The following is a 16395-nucleotide window of genomic DNA, read 5'->3' on the forward strand; positions in this document are numbered from 1 at the left end:
AGGTTATTCACTGTATTACGATGCTGGGCAAATCGATACGGAGATGACGAGATGAACGAGCTTCGGGGCCTGCAGTGTTTCGTGACACTCGCCGAGGAACTGAACTTCAGCCGCGCCGCGGAGCGTCTGCACATTGCGCAGCCGGCCTTGAGCCAGCAGATCCGCTCCCTCGAGGACCGCGTGGGCACGCAACTGATCGATCGTACGCGCCGCCCGCTGCGCCTGACGGAAGCGGGCCAGTACCTGGCCACCGAAGCGCGGCAGATTCTCGGCTCGCTCGCCGAGGTGACGCACGGCGCGCTGGAGATCGGCGTGGGCCGGCGCGGCTGGCTCAGTGTCGGCTTCACGCGCTCGTCGATGTACAGCGTGCTGCCGCCCGCGCTCAAGGCGTTTCATCAGGCGTATCCGCAGGTCGAGCTCAAGCTGTTCGAAATGCTGACCGACGAGCAGACCGACGCGTTGCGCGACATGCGCATCCATATCGGCATTGGGCGGCAGCCGCTCGCCGTGCCCGGCTACACGACCTTGCCGCTGCTGCGCGAGCGGCTCGTGGTGTTGATGGCGTCGGATCACCCGCTCGCCAAACGAAAGAAGGTGCGCATCGATGAGCTCGCCGATACGCCGTTGATCCTCTACCCGAAGCATCAGAACGCGCAGTTCAAGCGCACGGTTCAGGCGCTCTACCGCGACGCGGGCGTGACGCCCTTCGTCGCGCACCAGGCCTATGAGATCCAGACCGCCATTGCGCTCGTGGCGGCCGGGCTCGGCGTGACCGTGGTGGGCGAGTCGGTGGCGCGTCATGGCCGCGCCGACGTCGTGGCGCGCCACCTCGCGGGCCCTGGCGCCGCACAGCGCACCGTGCTGGCCGCGACGTTCCGCAGCGACGACGCCTCGCCGCATCTGCGCGCGTTTCTCGAATGCCTGCCGCCGCCGCTCGCCAGCACACTATAAGCGCACGCTTATAGAAGCATAAGTATCGCGTCTTGGACTCGACGCCCCCCGCTTCTTATTATCGAAACTCAGGCGCCCTGTCTCGAGGGGTGCCGCCGGCAACGCTCACCGCTGCCGGCCGATAACTATGCAGCGACGGCACCGCCCGTCGCCATGAAGCGGAGACAGCATGAGTCACTTCGATGAAGCAGCAACCATGCGAAAGGTTTACAAGCGGCTCGTGCCGCTCCTTTTCTGCATGATGTTTTTCAATTATCTGGACCGCATCAATATCGGGTTCGCCGCACTCGACATGAACTCGGACATGGGCTTCGACCCTGCCGTGTTCGGCTTCGCGGGCAGCATTTTCTTTGTCGGCTACATGCTGCTGGAAGTGCCCAGCAATCTGTTGTTGCACCGCGTGGGCGCGCGCCGCTGGATCGCGCGCATTCTGCTCACGTGGGGTGCCGTTGCGGCCGCAACGGCCTTCGTGTTCAACGCGTCGAGCTTCTACGTGCTGCGCTTTTTGCTCGGCGTGATGGAAGCGGGCTTTCTGCCGGGTATCGCCGTGTATCTGACCTACTGGTTTCCGGAGCGCTATCGCGCCCGCGCCGTGGGCGGGTACATCATCGCGGGGTCGTTCTCGGCCGTGCTGGGCGGCGCGCTCTCGACCACCGTCATGACTTACGCGAATGGCGTGCTCGGCATGCACGGCTGGCAGTGGATGTTCATTATCGAAGGCGTGCCCGCCATGCTGCTCGGCCTCGTCACGCTGCGCATCATGACCGAGCGCCCCGCCGACGCCGACTGGCTTTCCGCCGAAGAGAAGCAATGGCTCGAAGCCACGCTCGCCAAGGAGCGCGAGGCGCTGGGCGGCCATCGGCATTTTCCGCTGCTGAAGGTCGCGAGTGACATTCGCGTCTGGAGTCTCGCGTGTCTGTTCGGCTGCGCGCTGGTCGGCATTTATGGCCTGTTCCTGTGGCTGCCGCAGATCGTGAAGAGCCTGGGCCACCTCAACAACATCGAAGTAGGTTTCCTCTCCGCCGCGCCGCCGCTGCTGGGCGTGCTGGGCACGTTCCTCGTGAGCCGCAGCTCGGACCGCACCGGCGACCGCAAGTACCACCTCGCATTCGTCTACGGCATGAGCGCGCTGGCGATTGCGGGCAGCGCGTATGCGCCGAATCCGCTGCTCGCGTATGCGCTGCTTTGCGTGACGGGCCTCTTCATCTACGCGGGCAACCCGCTGTTCTGGAGCCTTGCCGCTTCGTTCAGAACCGGTGCGGCAGGTGCGGCGACGATCGCGCTCATCAACACGATCGCCCAGTTCGGCGGCGTGGTGGGGCCGTGGACCATCGGTCTCGTGCGTCACGCCACCGGCAACTTCAAGCTCGCGCTGCTCACCATCGCCGCTTTTCTCGTGGTCGCCACGCTCATCGCCATCGTGATGCGCGTGAAGCCTGCCGAGCGCGGCGCCTCGAACCCGGCGCTCGTCGGCCATGACGAAGCGACGGAAAGCTGACTTGATTCATCCGTACACCTGATGGAATTGCTACATGATCATTGATTGCCACGGTCACTACACGACCTCGCCGCCCCAGCACGAAGCCTGGCGCGCCAAACAGATCGCCGCGCTCAAGGACGGCACGCCGATGCCGCCGCGCCCGTCGATCAGCGACGACGAGATTCGCGAAAGCATCGAAAACGGCCAGCGCCGCATTCAGCGCGAGCGCGGCACGGACCTGACGATCTTTTCCCCGCGCGCTGCGGGCATGGGCCACCATCAGGCGGGCGCAGAGGCAAATGCGCTTTGGTCCAGCGAATGCAACGATCTCGTGCATCGCGTGTGCGCGCTTTTCCCGCAGCATTTCGTGGGTGTTTGCCAGTTGCCTCAAACGCCGGGCGTGACGCCGGGAAACTGCATTCCCGAGCTGCGCCGCTGCGTGGAGGAACTGGGGTTCGTCGGCTGCAATCTCAACCCGGACCCCTCGGGCGGGCACTGGTCGGGGCCGCCGGTCACGGATCGCTCGTGGTATCCGCTTTACGAGGCCATGGTGGAGCTCGACGTGCCCGCGATGATCCACGTTTCGTCGTCGTGCAATCCCAACTTTCATGCGACGGGCGCACATTACATCAACGGCGACACCTCGGTGTTCATGCAGTTGCTGCAGGGCGACCTGTTCGCCGACTTCCCGACCTTGCGCTTCATCATTCCACACGGCGGCGGCGCGGTTCCGTATCACTGGGGACGCTATCGCGGCCTGGCGCAGGACATGAAGCGGCCGCTCCTGAAGGACTACCTGCTCAAGAACGTGTTCTTCGATACCTGCGTTTATCACCAGCCGGGCTCCGACCTGCTCGCCAAGGTGATACCGGTTGAGAACATTTTGTTCGCCTCGGAGACGATCGGCGCGGTGCAGGGCATCGACCCGGAAACCGGCCACTACTACGACGACACGCGCCGCTATATCGACGCGATCGAATGGCTTAGCGACGCCGACCGGCAACGCATCTACGAAGGCAACGCGCGCGCGGTGTACAGCCGGCTTTCCGCGCAGATCGAACGACAAACCGCACTGGAAGGGATCACAAAATGAACCAGATTGGCTGGCGCGAAAACGAGTCTGCCCCGCAGGCCGGCGCAGCGACGCTCGCCGCGTTGCGCGAACTGCAGGTGTCGCTCCTGAGCGACAACATGGCGCGCTCGAGCGGCATTCTCGGCCTGCAGCCGTTCCACAAGCCGAGGCCGATGGCGGGCACGGCGGTGACGGTGCGCACGCGTCCCGGCGACAATCTCGCCATCCATCGCGCGTTCGACTTCTGCCGGCCGGGCGACGTGCTCGTGATCGATGGGGCGGGCGAGGTGACCCAGGCCCTGATGGGCGACATCATGTCGAGCTACGCGGAAAGCCTCGGTGTGCAGGGGCTCGTGATCGACGGCGCGATCCGCGACGTCGGCGCGATTCGTCAGCGCGACTTTCCGGTGTATGCGCGCGGCGTGACACACCGCGGGCCCTACAAGAACGGACCGGGCGAAATCAACGTGCCGGTGACCATCGGCAGGATGGTCGTCAATCCCGGCGACATCATCGTGGGAGACGAGGACGGCTTGCTCGCCATCGCGCCCGCGGATGTGGAGGCCGTCATTGCGGGCGCGCGCCGGCAGGCCGAAAAGGAGGCCGCCGCATTGCAGGCGATCGCCGAAGGGCGCTTCGACCGCGCATGGGTGATGCCCCACATCGAGCGCATGAGAAGCGGCGCCTGATGAGCCCAGGCGGCTCCAGGCGTTAAGATGCGCGCTGGAGCTTGTGCTCCCTCGCTCAATCGCAGATCCCCTCTTGTTCCATGACCCGATATCTTGACGCTGCCGCGCTGCGCGAACTCGCCGAACGCGCGGAGCAAACCGACCCGCCCCCGTGTACCTGCACGAAAACGCCGCTGGATGGCTGGCAATCGCAGCCGCTCTCGCTCGACGAGCGGCAACTGGAACAGATCGGCACGCTCGTTAGTGCGGACGAAGCCGAACCGACCTTCGCCGAACATCTGCCTGGAGAGACGGGCTACTGGTCGGAGAATGCGCCGATCGCGCCCCGGTACTTTCCGTATAACCGTTGCGGCGTGTGGAAATGCACGCTGTGCGGACGGCTTTACCTTCGTTATACGGAAGGTGGCGGCTATTTCGTCGATCAGCGTATCCGTGCGTTGAAAGCGCGTTTGATCGAGGATGTGCCGCTTTGAACTTCTGATTCCCGCGCGCTTATATTCGTGGTGAATCAAACGGAGGTCAGGCTTTTCCCTGGCCTCTAGTTCATTTCTGGCGGCTTGATCTTCGAATGGCCGCCAATGTCGCTTTCGACTTCACAACCGAACCTTACATGCGTGTCCCGTTTGCGCGCGGTTCAATCGACGCCGCGCCAAACGCCGCATATCGATGTGCCCCCGCATCAAAACCTCCCACGACAAGCTAAAGCTCGCGCTTCAAGGCCCTCGCGGCATTGCAGTGCAGGAAATGGCGCGGCACAGCACGTCTGGATTCTTTTGCCGATCTGATCAATTCTGAGTTTCATTCCAGAAAAAAAGATGTGAACCGAAACTTACTGAGCGCGATGCTTCTAGTCCTCGATAAGTTTCTACAGCCATACATTCATAGGCGCTTTTAAATAGAAACGATCAATTTCTTTTGCTGTGCATTATTACCGCTCGTTGCGCATCCTTACGTCCATATCGAAGCCCGCCATTGCGCCGCTTCAAGAAAATGGATGACGTGAGCCGCGGCGCGATGAGGATTCATCGAGGCGCTCCCGCAGATTCCGATAGGCATTCGCGTGTTGATCCACTTGTTCTGTTGCTCAAAGGAGCCGACTGATGAATAAACCCTTATTGGCCTTTCTACTCGCGGCGACGGTGGCCGTTGCCGGTTGCGGAGGCTCGGACTCATCGAGTTCCAACCCGGCGTCGGCCGCGGCCACACCGTCTGCGCCCAAACTGCTCTCGAACATTGTCGTGCCCAATACGACGAGCCCGGCGTTCAGCTTCGATATCGGCTATGTCGAAGCGGGCCGGTACTATCTGGCCGATCGCAACAACAAGTCCGTCGATGTCGTCGATACCAAAACGAAAGCGCTGCTCGCGCAGATTCCGGGCAACTTCACCGGTGCGGGCGCGAGCACCGATGCGTCCGGGCCTGACGGCATCGTGGGCGTGACAGGAACGAATACGCTGTACGTAGGGGACGTCGATAGCGTGAAGATCGTCGACACGTCCGCGATGCAAACGGTCAAGACGATCCCCATCAGCACGTCGGGCTCGCGCGTCGATGAAGGCTGCTACGATCCCGACGACCATCTCGTCATGTTTGCGAGCCCCGGCGACACGCCGCCCTACGTGACCTTCATTTCGACCACGACGCAAGCCGTCGTCAACAAACTGGTATTCAACGGCTCTTCAGGCCTGGAAGCCTGCGTGTACGATCCGGTCTCGAAGAACTTTCTCATCAACAACGACGGAACCGCCGCCAACCCCGACGGCGAACTCGACGTGATCACCGCCAGTTCGGTCACGTCGGGCGCGCCTGCGGTGAGCAAGGCGTTTGCGCTCGGCAAATGCGGCCCCTCCGGCATTGCGCTCGGTCCCAACAGCGACGTGCTGATTGGTTGCGATCCTTCTGCGGGCGATCCGCTCATTACGCTGATTCTCGATCGCAATGCGGGTACGCAACTCGCGTCGGTGCCGTTCGGCGGCGTGGACCAGGTGGCTTATGATCCCGCGTCGAATCGCTACTTCCTGCCTGCGCGCCACTACGTCACGAGCGGGACCGCGGCGTCTTCGGGCTATACGCCGACCATGGGTGTGATCGACGGCGCGACGCGCAAGCTCATTTATACCGTGGCGGTGGGGACAGGCGCGCACTCGGTGGGCATCGACAGCAGCCTTGGTGAGGTCTTCGTGCCGTACCAGCCCGGGTCGACGGCATTCCCGAATGGCGGGATATCGGTGTTCTCGACGCAGTAGCCGCAAAGTTTTCAGGCCTTGGCACACAGCCGGCGGACGTGAAAAACGTCCGCTGGCTTTTTTGTTTCTTCCGCCACTTCGGCCCAGCGCTCCCTTACGGTGACGACGTTTCGCACGGCGCGGGCTCCCGGACCTGTTCCAACATCATTGAACCGGCGCATGGGTGTTCGGGAACTCGCCAATGTAGTGAAGCTGTCCGTTTCGGCCGTGTCGCGCGCCTGACGGCGTGAACGAATCGTTGCCGCTCACCCTGCGGCAGTGGCCCGAACTGCGCGATGCCGGCGAGCTGAATGCGCAAGCGGCAGAGTCGGGCGTGCAGGTGCAGTTGCCGTCGGGCGGCGGAGAGGTCGTGTTGCGCATTCGGGCTTAACAACGCGCAACGCGAAGCGTTGCAAACGCCAGAAATACAGCTGGCCCGCCATCGCAACACACTGCGATGGCGGGCCAGAAGGCAACGACTACAAAAGCGCGGCTATTCAGCCTGGCAACTTACTGCGCTGCCTGACCGGCTTGCGACGAACCGTTGTTCACGCCGCCCACTGCGCTGTTTTGCGCAGCGACGCGAGCTTCGGCGGCTTGAACGTTCGCCGGATATTCATTGGGGTTCGAACGTGCCGGATTGAAGCCGGCCTTTTCGACCTGGACCATGTCTGCACGGACTTGCGCGCGCGTCACGGGCTGGTTCGACTGGGCGAACACGGCAACGGGAGCGGCGAGGGCGGCAGCGATAACGACGGCTTGGACGAGCGATTTCATGACTAACCTCCAGATTTACTTTCTTCTTGAACTGCGTACAGGGTTGTAAGCAGCGGTGAAGTCAGTGTAGGAGGGCCGGGCACTAGGGTAAATACCTAATAGCCGAATTCACTGTTTCCGCCAGGAGAACAATCCGGGCACGACGGTGGCACGAGCCAGCAATTCCCCGAACGCGGCGGGAGCGAATGAAGTCAGACTATGCCCGGCGCGACACCGACCGTATCGACGAACTCGGTCTTGCCCATGCCGCGCGACTTGGCCCGGTACATGGCGCTGTCCACGGCGCGCATCAAGGTTCGCGCATCGAGCGAGCGGCTGCCGCTGCCTTCCGTGAGCAGGCACACACCGATGCTGCACGATACGGTCACCGGATAGCCGCCCACGGTGCGCATGTTGGCGAGAATCGCGTGGATGCTGTTGGCGACGGTTAGCGCGTCGTTCTTGTCGTAGACGTGACGCGCCAGCACCACGAACTCGTCGCCGCCCAATCGTGCGAGCGTGTCGCCGCGCCGCATGCGGCGCACCAGTGCCGCGGCGAAGCTGCGCAGCAGTTCGTCGCCTACCGCGTGCCCGAAGGAGTCGTTCACTTCCTTGAAGCCGTCGAGATCGACGAGCAGCATGGCCGTGCGATCGACTTCGGCGGTGCGCGTAAAGAGCGTGCGCCCAATGGCCTGCTCGAGACGCACGCGGTTGTAGAGCCCGGTGAGCGGATCGGTCGAGGCCTGGCGTTCCAGCCGGTGGACGAGTACCGCCAGATAGATGGACGTCGCAACGATGCTGAGCGCAATGCCGAGCGCGGCCGTGATATTGGCGCCCCACCACGGTTGCCAATGCATCAGGCCCATGATGCCGACGAGCGCCACGAAGCAGGAAAGGCCCAGCATGCGCTGGCCATAGCGGCAGCCCGCGCCGACCAGAAACCAGAAGGCCACCCACAAGAGCGGCAGCGCGGCCGTTCCGCCTACGGCCAGCGCGCCGGTGACGATGGCCTGATCGGCGAACGTGGCGAGCGTGAGGCGTACGAGCGAGCGCGCTGGCGCGACGGTGACTGCCACATACGATACGACGCCGAACGCCACATAAGCGGTGACCGCCAGAAGCGTTGCGTAGACGTGGGTCGAGCGATAGATCGAGCAGGCAACGAGGTAGGCGAGAAGGACGACGGAACCGAGCGTGATGCGCAGTACGGCCTGCTCCTTCTCTGGGTCCTTCGGAAATGCACGAAACAACGCTTTCCCGGGCCAGGAATATGTTTCCGTCTCGCCCATCGCAGCCCCCCGCTGTAATTCTGTATTTTGTCGCCCGGTAGTGTACCCCACACATACTGCGAGTCGAGGCGCTAAAAAAACGAAATTTCAGCTCGCAGGATGGCGGCGCGTGTGGCAATGCGACTTCGCGCCGAATGACCGATACTGTGACGCGCATCGCGTGCAATCCATCGGTTCCGAATACGCTCGGTCAATGCATTCAAGGAGGCGTCATGGGTAGGGAAGGTCTGGAAAAGCAGGGCATGTCGTGTGAGCGGCTCGCGCGGATCGAACGTTTTCTCGAAGAGAACTACGTCGCGACCGGTACGCTCGCGGGCACCGTCACGCAGGTATGGCGGCGCGGCGAACTCGCGCTGAACTCGGTGCTGGGTCTCGCCGACCGCGAACGGCGCACGCCGATGGCCGAGGACTCCATCTTCCGCATCTACTCGATGACCAAACCCGTTACGTCGGTGGCGATCATGATGCTGGTCGAGGAGTGCAAGATTGCGCTCGACGACCCCGTCAGCAAGTACATCCCGTCGTGGGAAAAACTTGCCGTGTACGCGGGCGGTTTCATGGAGAGCTTCCAGACCCGCGCGAGCGCGCGCCCGATGCGCGTGGTCGACCTGTTGCGGCATACCTCGGGGCTGACCTACGGCTTTCAGCAGAACACCAATGTCGATGCGGCCTATCGCAAGCTGAAAGTGGGCGAGCTTGCGACCGCGGGCACGCTCGACGAAATGATCGAGAAGCTGGCCACGCTGCCGCTGGAATTCTCTCCGGGCGACGCGTGGAATTATTCGGTTTCCACGGACGTGCTCGGCTATCTCGTCGGCAAGGTCAGCGGCATGGCCTTCGAGGACTTTCTGAAAACGCGGATCTTCGATCCGCTCGGCATGGTCGACACGGCCTTTTATGTGCCGCCGGAGAAGGTGTCGCGCTTCTGCGCCTGCTATGCCATCGGCGCGCTCGGTTCGAAGGTCGTTTCCGAAAAGGGTCCGGAGCTGCAGGACGATCCTCACACGAGCCCATATCGCGAGCCGCCCTCGTTCGTTTCGGGCGGTGGCGGCCTCGTTTCCACGGCGGCGGATTACATGCGGTTCGCGCGCATGCTGCTGCAGGGCGGCGAGCTGGACGGCGTGCGGCTCCTGGGGCCGAAGACCATCGAGCTGATGACCGCCAACCATCTGCCGGGCGGTGTCGACCTGCCGCGCCTCTCGCGCTCGATGTTCACCGAAGCGGCTTATGAAGGCGTTGGCTTCGGGCTCGGCTTCGCCACGACGATTGCGCCCGCATCCACGCTGATTCCGGGCAGCGCGGGCGACTTCTTCTGGGGCGGCGCGGCCAGCACCTTCTTCTGGGCCGATCCGCGCGAGGACATGATCGTGCTGTTTCTCACCCAGCTCCTGCCTTCGACTGCGTACCCGATTCGCCGGCAGTTGCGCACGCTCGTTTACAGCGCGATTACGGAGTGCGAACGCTGAGCGGCGCGCCTGGCGTTCGCGCGTGGCAATTGCATAAGAGGCTTGCTGGCGGGACTGCTGGCGGCCTCTTTCACGTTCCGCAATAGCTTCCCGTTAATTGGAAGATAGATTCCTGATATCAACGGATTCTCTCGCGATTCAAAGTGCGTAGCATCTGCCGCGATGCAAGCGGTGCATAGGCGCGCGAAAGCCCGCTCTCGAGCGGGCCGCGCGCGCTTACTTGATGAGTCCCTTCTGTCGTCGATAGACGTCGGTAGGCAGCCCGCCCCATCCCCAGTTTTCCGTTGGCACTTCTTCGATGACGACGAAGGTCGCCTCCAGCGGTTTGTTCAGCACGTCGAGCAGGAGTTGGCTCACGCCCTTGATGAGCAGCGCCTTTTCTTCCGCCGTGACGGAATCCGTGCCGGGCCGTGTGCCCTCGCGCGTAACCTGAATTGTGACGATCGGCATTTCGCTTTCCTCGGTGTTGATCGTTGCAGGGAGCGCCGGCCAGCGGCGCTCCCTCGTCGCCCGGTGGGGCCCCGTGGAGCGCAGTGCGCCCGTAGTGCGCCCGTAGTGCGCCTCTAGTGGCCGGCGACCTGGCCGCCGTCGACGTGGAGGATTTCGCCCGTCACGAAGGGGGCAGAGTCGAGATAGAGGATGGCGTTCACGATGTCGCTCATCTCGCCCATATGCCCCATCGGATGCAGCGCGCCGAGCGCGGCGTGGGTTTCGGGCGCGTGCATCGGCGACTTGATGATGCCGGGCGATACCGCGTTGGCGCGAATGCCGCGCTTGGCATACTCGATCGCCAGCGAGCGCGTTGCGGCGGCCAGACCGCCCTTGCTCAGCGAGGCCAGCACCGACGGTACGCCGTCGATTGCGTGATCGACCAGCGTCGTCGTGATCGTCACGACGTGGCCGCTCTCGTGCTTTTCCATCTCTGCAATGGCGAGCTGCGTGATGTGGAAGAAACCGTCGAGGTTGGTGCCCTTGATCGCCGCGTAGTCTTCCGCGGTGTATTGCGTGAACGGCTTCGCCACGAAAATGCCCGCATTGTTGACGAGCGTATCGACGCGGCCAAAGCGCGAGACGGCCGTTTCGATGACGCGGCGCGCCGTGGCCGGGTCGGCGATATCGCCGGCCACTGCGACGAGATCGCTATCGTCAGTCTGTTTGATGTTGCGCGACGTCGCGACCACCTTGTGGCCGAGTGCGCGGAATGCCCTGGCCGCTTCGGCGCCGATGCCTTGCGATGCGCCAGTGATCACGATGACTTTGGGGGATTGACTCATATGAACCTCGAAGTACGTTGGACTCAGTTTCTGATCGGGTTTGCTGCTCCGATGACGACCAATTTACGCATCCACGCCCCCCGTTTGAATACAGGACGCGGACAAACAGTTGTGAGTCGCAGGAACAAATGAGAGCGGGCAGGGGCGACGGCGTGCGGCGGAAAAGGTCATGCGAATGACGCTTGCTTCGATTTGGATAACTGATTAATTTGGGCGGACCTTCCCGCGTGAACCCTCACACGCGGTTGTCTGTGTAGCTCAGGAGGCTTGCGTGCGCGGATCGTGGTCGAATTCGAGCCTGATCCCGCCCGGTTCGTACACCATGGTATGGCGTTTCGGCCCTGGACCGAGGTTTTCCGGCGCAAATTCGATTTTCACGCCGGGCCAGTCGGACACGCGCGAAAAGATATCGTCGAGCGCTTCTTCGCTGCCTACGCGCAAGGCAAGATGATGCAGGCCCACATGGGTCTTGCGGTCGAACTCGACCAGGCGGCTTGGGTCGGTGACTTGCCAGAGGGTCAACATGACGTGACCGTCCGAAACGAACGCCGCTGGATAACTGGGTCTTTCGCCAACCTGTTTCCAACCCAGGCAATTCACGAAGAAGTCACGCGTGAGATTCAGGTCGCGCACAGTCAGTCCGACGTGATCGATGCCCAGCGTAAGCGGTTTGTTAGTCATGTTTCGATTCTCCTGAATAAAGAGTGCGTCGATCCCGCGTTCCGCACTTCACGGATCAAAACTCTGCCGAAACAATATAGCTGTGAAGATCGGCGTCGATTATCGCTTGCCGGTCACATCACTTTTTACACCGTGTATCGCGTCGCGCGCGCAGAGGGCGGTTGGGCGTTGCGTCGAGGCGCCGGCCCGTCTCATGCGGCTTCGGAAACTTTCTTGCACACATCTGCAATGTCAGATATAGTCAGGATCAGATATCCAGGAGGGCAATCGATGAACGATCCCGTCAATGAAGATTTCGAGCGCACGCAGAAGCTGGCGTTTGTGCTCGGTCAGGCGCACCACTTGATGGCCACCGAACTCAGGGCAGGGCTGAAGGACGCCGGGCTGAACCTTCAGGAGCGCGGCATTCTGCTGACGCTGGCCGGTGGGAGCGCGAAGACGCCGGCGGCGCTGGCAAAGCTGCTTGGCGTCCACCCGGCCCGGATGACCCGCGTGCTGGACAAGCTCGAAACCAGCGGGCTCGTGGAGCGCGCGCGCAACGGCACGGACCGGCGCCTCGTGGACGTTTCGTTGACGCGGGAGGGCAGCCTGGTCGCGGCGCGAAACACAGACGTCGCGCCTGGCGCCTGGAGCGAGCGGCTCTCGCACTTCTCGAAGTCCGACTTCGACGCGTTGAGCACGCTGCTTTCCAGACTGCTCCATGGCTAGGGCGGCTTTTTTTTGTTTAATTATCAGACATGTCAGATAACGGCCCGTGGTTGACGGGACATTCGCATCCAGACGAGAGAACCTAACATGAATTCATCGACCAACCCAGGCGGGCCGCCCCAGCTGACTGGCGCGAAGTTCGCACTGGGCACCTTCGCCGTGGCGCTCGCCACCTTCATGAACGTGCTGGATTCGTCGATCGCCAACGTTGCGATTCCCACGCTCTCCGGTAACCTCGGTGTGTCGATCGACGAAGGGACATGGGTCATCACGCTGTTTGCCGCGGCCAATGCGGTGTCCATTCCGTTGACCGGGTGGCTGACGCAGCGCGTGGGCCAGGTCAAGCTGTTCGTCTGGGCGATCCTGCTGTTCGTGCTTTCGTCGGCAGCGTGCGGCATGGCCCCGAACCTGCTGACACTGCTGGTCGCCCGTATCGTTCAGGGCGCGGTGGCGGGCCCACTGGTGCCGTTGTCGCAAGCCTTGCTGCTCGCTTCGTTTCCAAAGGAAAAGAGTTCGAACGCGCTGGCGCTGTGGGCGATGACCGCAACCGTCGGACCGATCGCGGGCCCGGCGCTCGGCGGCTGGATCACCGACAGCTACAGCTGGTCGTGGATCTTCTACATCAACGTACCGGTCGGCCTCTTTGCCGCGGGCGTGGTATGGGCAATCTATCGCGACCGCGAGACGCCGGCACGCAAACTGCCCATCGACAAGGTCGGGCTGATCTCGCTTATCGCGTGGGTCGCGCCGCTGCAGATCATGCTCGACAAGGGCAAGGACCTCGACTGGTTCAGCTCGCCGGCCATCTGGGTGCTCACGATCGTCGCCGCGGTCAGCTTCGTGTTCTTCCTGATCTGGGAATTGACTGAAGAAAAACCGATCGTCAACCTGCGGCTGTTCGCCAAACGCAACTTCCTCGGCGGCACGATTGCGATTTCGGTCGCGTATGCGATCTTCTTTGCAAACCTCGTGATCCTGCCGCAGTGGATTCAGGGCTTTCTCGGCTACCGCGCGGTGGATGCGGGGCTCGTTACCGCGCCGCTGGGGATTTTCGCGGTGATCCTTGCCCCCGTGATGGGCAAGGTCATGCCGCGCTCCGATTTGCGGGTGCTAGCCACCCTGGCGTTCGTGGGCTTCGCCGCCGTGTTCTTCATGCGCTCGAACTACACGACCGGCGTGGATGCGTGGACGCTGATTCTGCCGACGCTGCTGCAAGGCATTCCCACGGCGCTGTTCTTCACGCCGCTCACCGGCATCATCCTCTCGGGTCTGCGGCCCGACGAGATTCCGGCGGCCGCGGGCCTGTCCAACTTCGCGCGCATTTTCGCCGGCGCCGTGGGTACGTCGCTGATGAGCAACGCCTGGAACGACCGCACTATCCTCCACCACGCCCGGCTCGCCGAGCAGACGAGCGTCGAGAATCCCGCGTTTACCGGCGCGATTGCGCACCTGCAGGCGACGCTGGGCGGCGGCGTTCCCAAGGCCACGGCCTTCTACGAAAGCTCGCTCAACGCGCAAGCCACCATGCTGGGGTTGAACGACATCTTCTGGATATCGGCGGTGATCTTCGTCGTCATCATCCCGCTGATCTGGGTGACGAGGCCGGTCAAGGGCGGTGGCGCGGGCGCGGCAGCCGCTGGCGGACACTGAATTCTGCAGTTGAACCCGGTCCGGAGGGCCGACGAGTCTCGCGTGTTTTTCTTGACAGTATCTGATAATGCAGATATTGTGCCGTTCAACACGGAGGATGTCGCGATGGACCACTACACGACGAGAAATTTCATGCTTACGGAAAGTGTCGGTTTCAGGATCGTCAAGGCGCGCAATCTGATCGTCGCTGAGATGGATTCCGCGCTCAAGGACCTCGACATCACGGGCCAGCAAATGGGCATTCTGCTTTCGCTGAAGCAGGGTGTGGCGACCACGCCGTTCGAACTGTCGAAGCTGCTCGGCATCGATACGGGCCTCATGACGCGGATGCTGGACAAGCTGGAAACCAAGGGATTGTTGGAGCGTTCGCGCGACGCAGACGACCGTCGCGTGGTCAATCTGAACCTCACGCCAAAGGGACTGCAAACGGCAGCGCAGATTCCGGAAGTCGCGCCGCAAGTGTTGAACGCACGCCTGCGCAAATTCACCAAGGCGGAGTTCGCCGAACTGAACCGCCTGCTTCGCAAGTTCACAGACGACTGAACGGTGCGGCCGTGGCGCCGCGCTTTTTTTCGACCATTAATCTGATATGTCAGAAAATGAAATCTCAGACTTCTAAAGCAAGCATCGGTACCCATACGCTGAAGCTGGGCGTATCGGCGATCGCAATGGCCACGCTGGCGGCTTGCGCCAACTACGCGGGCATCCACAGCGACAAGCAGATGGCCCAGCCGCAACAGTTCGAGACGGCGCAGAGCCTGCCGCAGGAGCAGGGGCACTGGCCGTCCGCCGATTGGGTCGACCAGTTCGGCGACGCGCAGCTCAAGGCGCTGATTGCCGAAGCGCTGCAGGGTAGCCCGAGCGTCGAGCAGGCCAAGGCACGGGTGGTCCAGGCGCAGGCCTATAGCGAGACCGCGAAAGCGGGCACGCTGCCGCGCGTGGACGCCAGCTACACGCTCACGCGTCAGCAGTACAGCAGCACGGCGCTGATTCCGCCGCCGTATGCCGGCTCGTGGCAGACCGAGAACAAGGGGCTGCTTACTGCATCGTACGATCTCGATCTGTGGGGCAAGAACCGCGAGGCACTGCGTGCAGCCGTTTCGGAGACGGCCGCGAGCGAGGCCGACGAGGAAGTGGTCAAGCTGACGCTGGATACCTCGATCGCACGCACCTACAACCAGCTGGCGCGGCTCTACGCGCTGCGCGACATCGCGCAGGAAGAAGTCACGCGCCGCGAGCAGATCGACCGCATCACGGCGGGCCGCATTGCCACGGGCCTGGACACGCAGGTGGAACGCAAGACCGCGCAGGCGAACCTGGCGACGAGCCGTTCTCGCGTGAGCGCGCTCGACGGCAGCATTCTCACGACGCGCTACCAGCTGGCCGCGCTGCTGGGCAAGGGCCCCGACCGCGGACTCGCGATCACGCGGCCGGCGCTCGGCGTGGGCGACGAGGTGCGTTTGCCGGACAACTTGCCCGCCGACCTCGTGAGCCGGCGCCCGGATATCGTCGCGGCGCGCTGGCGCGTGGACGCGATCACGCACGAGGTCAAGGAGGCCAAGGCCGAGTTCTATCCGGACATCAACCTGAGCGCCGCGCTCGGTCTGGACGCCTTCGGCTTCGGCCGCTTCCTGACCGCCGCGAGCCGCACGGCGTCGGTCGGCCCCGCGGTCCATCTGCCGATCTTCGACGGCGGCGAACTGCGTGCGCAGTTGAAGGGCCGCTACGCCGAGTTCGACTACGCCGTGGCCGCTTACGACCAGACGCTCATTGGCGCGCTCAGCGGCGTGGCCACGCAGCTCGCGCAGATCCATTCGAGCGACGCACAGCTCGTCGATGCCGAAACCGCGCAGCAGGCGGCACGCGACGCCGACCAGCTCGCGATCACGCAATACAAGGGCGGCCTGACCAATCAGCTCACGGTGCTCAACGCCGACGTCACGGCACTGAACGCCGACGAAGCCATCGCCAACCTGAAGATGGATCGCCGCGACCAGCAGATTGCGCTGGCTTCGGATCTGGGTGGCGGCTATGTCGACACTTCGGCCGATGCCGGTCACCACGCCGACCTTGCCGCCCAACCGAACCCTCAAACCAATTCCATCATTGCCGCCGCGCGTTGAACGGCATGTTTGCATACCCGTCAGGAGAACT

Annotated in this window: 17 protein-coding genes; 12 read left to right on the forward strand and 5 right to left on the reverse strand. The window is 63.0% G+C overall.

Going from position 1 to position 16395, the window contains the following annotated elements; genetic code table 11:
• Positions 1 to 51: 51 nt before the first annotated feature.
• The 7 genes from AB3X98_RS18555 to AB3X98_RS18585 all read left to right on the forward strand — a co-directional run bounded on the left by AB3X98_RS18555 (position 52) and on the right by AB3X98_RS18585 (position 6808).
• Positions 52 to 951 (forward strand): LysR family transcriptional regulator, encoded by a 900-nt coding sequence (locus AB3X98_RS18555; protein ID WP_368602454.1) that lies wholly within the window; start codon positions 52 to 54, stop codon positions 949 to 951.
• A 169-nt stretch (positions 952 to 1120) separates the two neighbouring features.
• Positions 1121 to 2449 (forward strand): MFS transporter, encoded by a 1329-nt coding sequence (locus AB3X98_RS18560; protein ID WP_368602455.1) that lies wholly within the window; start codon positions 1121 to 1123, stop codon positions 2447 to 2449.
• A gap of 34 nt (positions 2450 to 2483) precedes the next feature.
• The gene (locus tag AB3X98_RS18565) at positions 2484 to 3524 is read left to right on the forward strand and encodes an amidohydrolase family protein (RefSeq protein WP_368602456.1); all 1041 of its coding nucleotides are present in this window, start codon (positions 2484 to 2486) and stop codon (positions 3522 to 3524) included.
• Entirely contained in the window at positions 3521 to 4192 is a 672-nt protein-coding gene (locus AB3X98_RS18570) for an RraA family protein (protein ID WP_368602457.1), read from the forward strand. Before AB3X98_RS18565 ends, AB3X98_RS18570 begins: the two co-directional genes overlap by 4 nt.
• An 80-nt stretch (positions 4193 to 4272) precedes the next feature.
• Positions 4273 to 4665 carry a hypothetical protein gene (locus AB3X98_RS18575; protein ID WP_069265930.1) on the forward strand — a complete coding sequence of 131 codons (393 nt, stop codon included), beginning with the start codon at positions 4273 to 4275 and terminating at the stop codon, positions 4663 to 4665.
• 627 nt (positions 4666 to 5292) lie between these two features.
• Positions 5293 to 6438, forward strand: a complete 1146-nt coding sequence (locus AB3X98_RS18580) for a hypothetical protein (RefSeq protein ID WP_342948950.1) — start codon at positions 5293 to 5295, stop codon at positions 6436 to 6438.
• Between the two features lie 226 nt (positions 6439 to 6664).
• Complete coding sequence (locus tag AB3X98_RS18585) at positions 6665 to 6808, forward strand: hypothetical protein (RefSeq protein ID WP_368602458.1); 144 nt, start codon at positions 6665 to 6667, stop codon at positions 6806 to 6808.
• Positions 6809 to 6927: 119 nt separating this feature from the next.
• Here the strand turns inward: AB3X98_RS18585 and AB3X98_RS18590 are convergent, their stop codons facing one another.
• Positions 6928 to 7194, reverse strand: a complete 267-nt coding sequence (locus tag AB3X98_RS18590) for a DUF4148 domain-containing protein (RefSeq protein WP_069265932.1) — start codon at positions 7192 to 7194, stop codon at positions 6928 to 6930.
• A 191-nt stretch (positions 7195 to 7385) separates the two neighbouring features.
• Positions 7386 to 8423 (reverse strand): diguanylate cyclase, encoded by a 1038-nt coding sequence (locus AB3X98_RS18595; protein WP_368602459.1) that lies wholly within the window; start codon positions 8421 to 8423, stop codon positions 7386 to 7388.
• Between the two features lie 251 nt (positions 8424 to 8674).
• Between AB3X98_RS18595 and AB3X98_RS18600 the strand changes: the two genes are divergently transcribed.
• The gene (locus tag AB3X98_RS18600; RefSeq protein WP_368602460.1) at positions 8675 to 9928 is read left to right on the forward strand and encodes a serine hydrolase domain-containing protein; all 1254 of its coding nucleotides are present in this window, start codon (positions 8675 to 8677) and stop codon (positions 9926 to 9928) included.
• 216 nt (positions 9929 to 10144) lie between these two features.
• On the opposite strand, the gene AB3X98_RS18605 is transcribed toward AB3X98_RS18600, so the two are convergent.
• The 3 genes from AB3X98_RS18605 to AB3X98_RS18615 all read right to left on the reverse strand — a co-directional run bounded on the left by AB3X98_RS18605 (position 10145) and on the right by AB3X98_RS18615 (position 11883).
• A complete protein-coding gene (locus AB3X98_RS18605; protein ID WP_368602461.1) occupies positions 10145 to 10378 on the reverse strand; it encodes a 4-oxalocrotonate tautomerase family protein in 234 nt (77 codons plus the stop codon).
• A gap of 113 nt (positions 10379 to 10491) precedes the next feature.
• Positions 10492 to 11202 (reverse strand): SDR family NAD(P)-dependent oxidoreductase, encoded by a 711-nt coding sequence (locus tag AB3X98_RS18610; RefSeq protein ID WP_368602462.1) that lies wholly within the window; start codon positions 11200 to 11202, stop codon positions 10492 to 10494.
• Positions 11203 to 11460: 258 nt separating this feature from the next.
• Complete coding sequence (locus tag AB3X98_RS18615; protein WP_368602463.1) at positions 11461 to 11883, reverse strand: VOC family protein; 423 nt, start codon at positions 11881 to 11883, stop codon at positions 11461 to 11463.
• A 270-nt stretch (positions 11884 to 12153) separates the two neighbouring features.
• On the opposite strand from AB3X98_RS18615, the gene AB3X98_RS18620 reads away from it, so the two are divergent.
• From AB3X98_RS18620 to AB3X98_RS18635, 4 genes are all read left to right on the forward strand, one after another.
• Positions 12154 to 12591 (forward strand): MarR family winged helix-turn-helix transcriptional regulator, encoded by a 438-nt coding sequence (locus AB3X98_RS18620; protein ID WP_368602464.1) that lies wholly within the window; start codon positions 12154 to 12156, stop codon positions 12589 to 12591.
• Positions 12592 to 12678: 87 nt separating this feature from the next.
• Positions 12679 to 14241 carry a DHA2 family efflux MFS transporter permease subunit gene (locus tag AB3X98_RS18625; protein ID WP_368602465.1) on the forward strand — a complete coding sequence of 521 codons (1563 nt, stop codon included), beginning with the start codon at positions 12679 to 12681 and terminating at the stop codon, positions 14239 to 14241.
• 105 nt (positions 14242 to 14346) lie between these two features.
• Entirely contained in the window at positions 14347 to 14784 is a 438-nt protein-coding gene (locus tag AB3X98_RS18630) for a MarR family winged helix-turn-helix transcriptional regulator (RefSeq protein WP_368602466.1), read from the forward strand.
• Positions 14785 to 14840: 56 nt separating this feature from the next.
• Positions 14841 to 16364: an efflux transporter outer membrane subunit gene (locus AB3X98_RS18635; protein WP_368602467.1), complete on the forward strand. Its 1524-nt coding sequence runs from the start codon at positions 14841 to 14843 to the stop codon at positions 16362 to 16364.
• The last annotated feature ends 31 nt before the right edge of the window (positions 16365 to 16395 follow it).

Source organism: Paraburkholderia sp. BR14312 (genome assembly GCF_040948675.1).
GTDB classification, from domain to species: domain Bacteria; phylum Pseudomonadota; class Gammaproteobacteria; order Burkholderiales; family Burkholderiaceae; genus Paraburkholderia; species Paraburkholderia nodosa_A.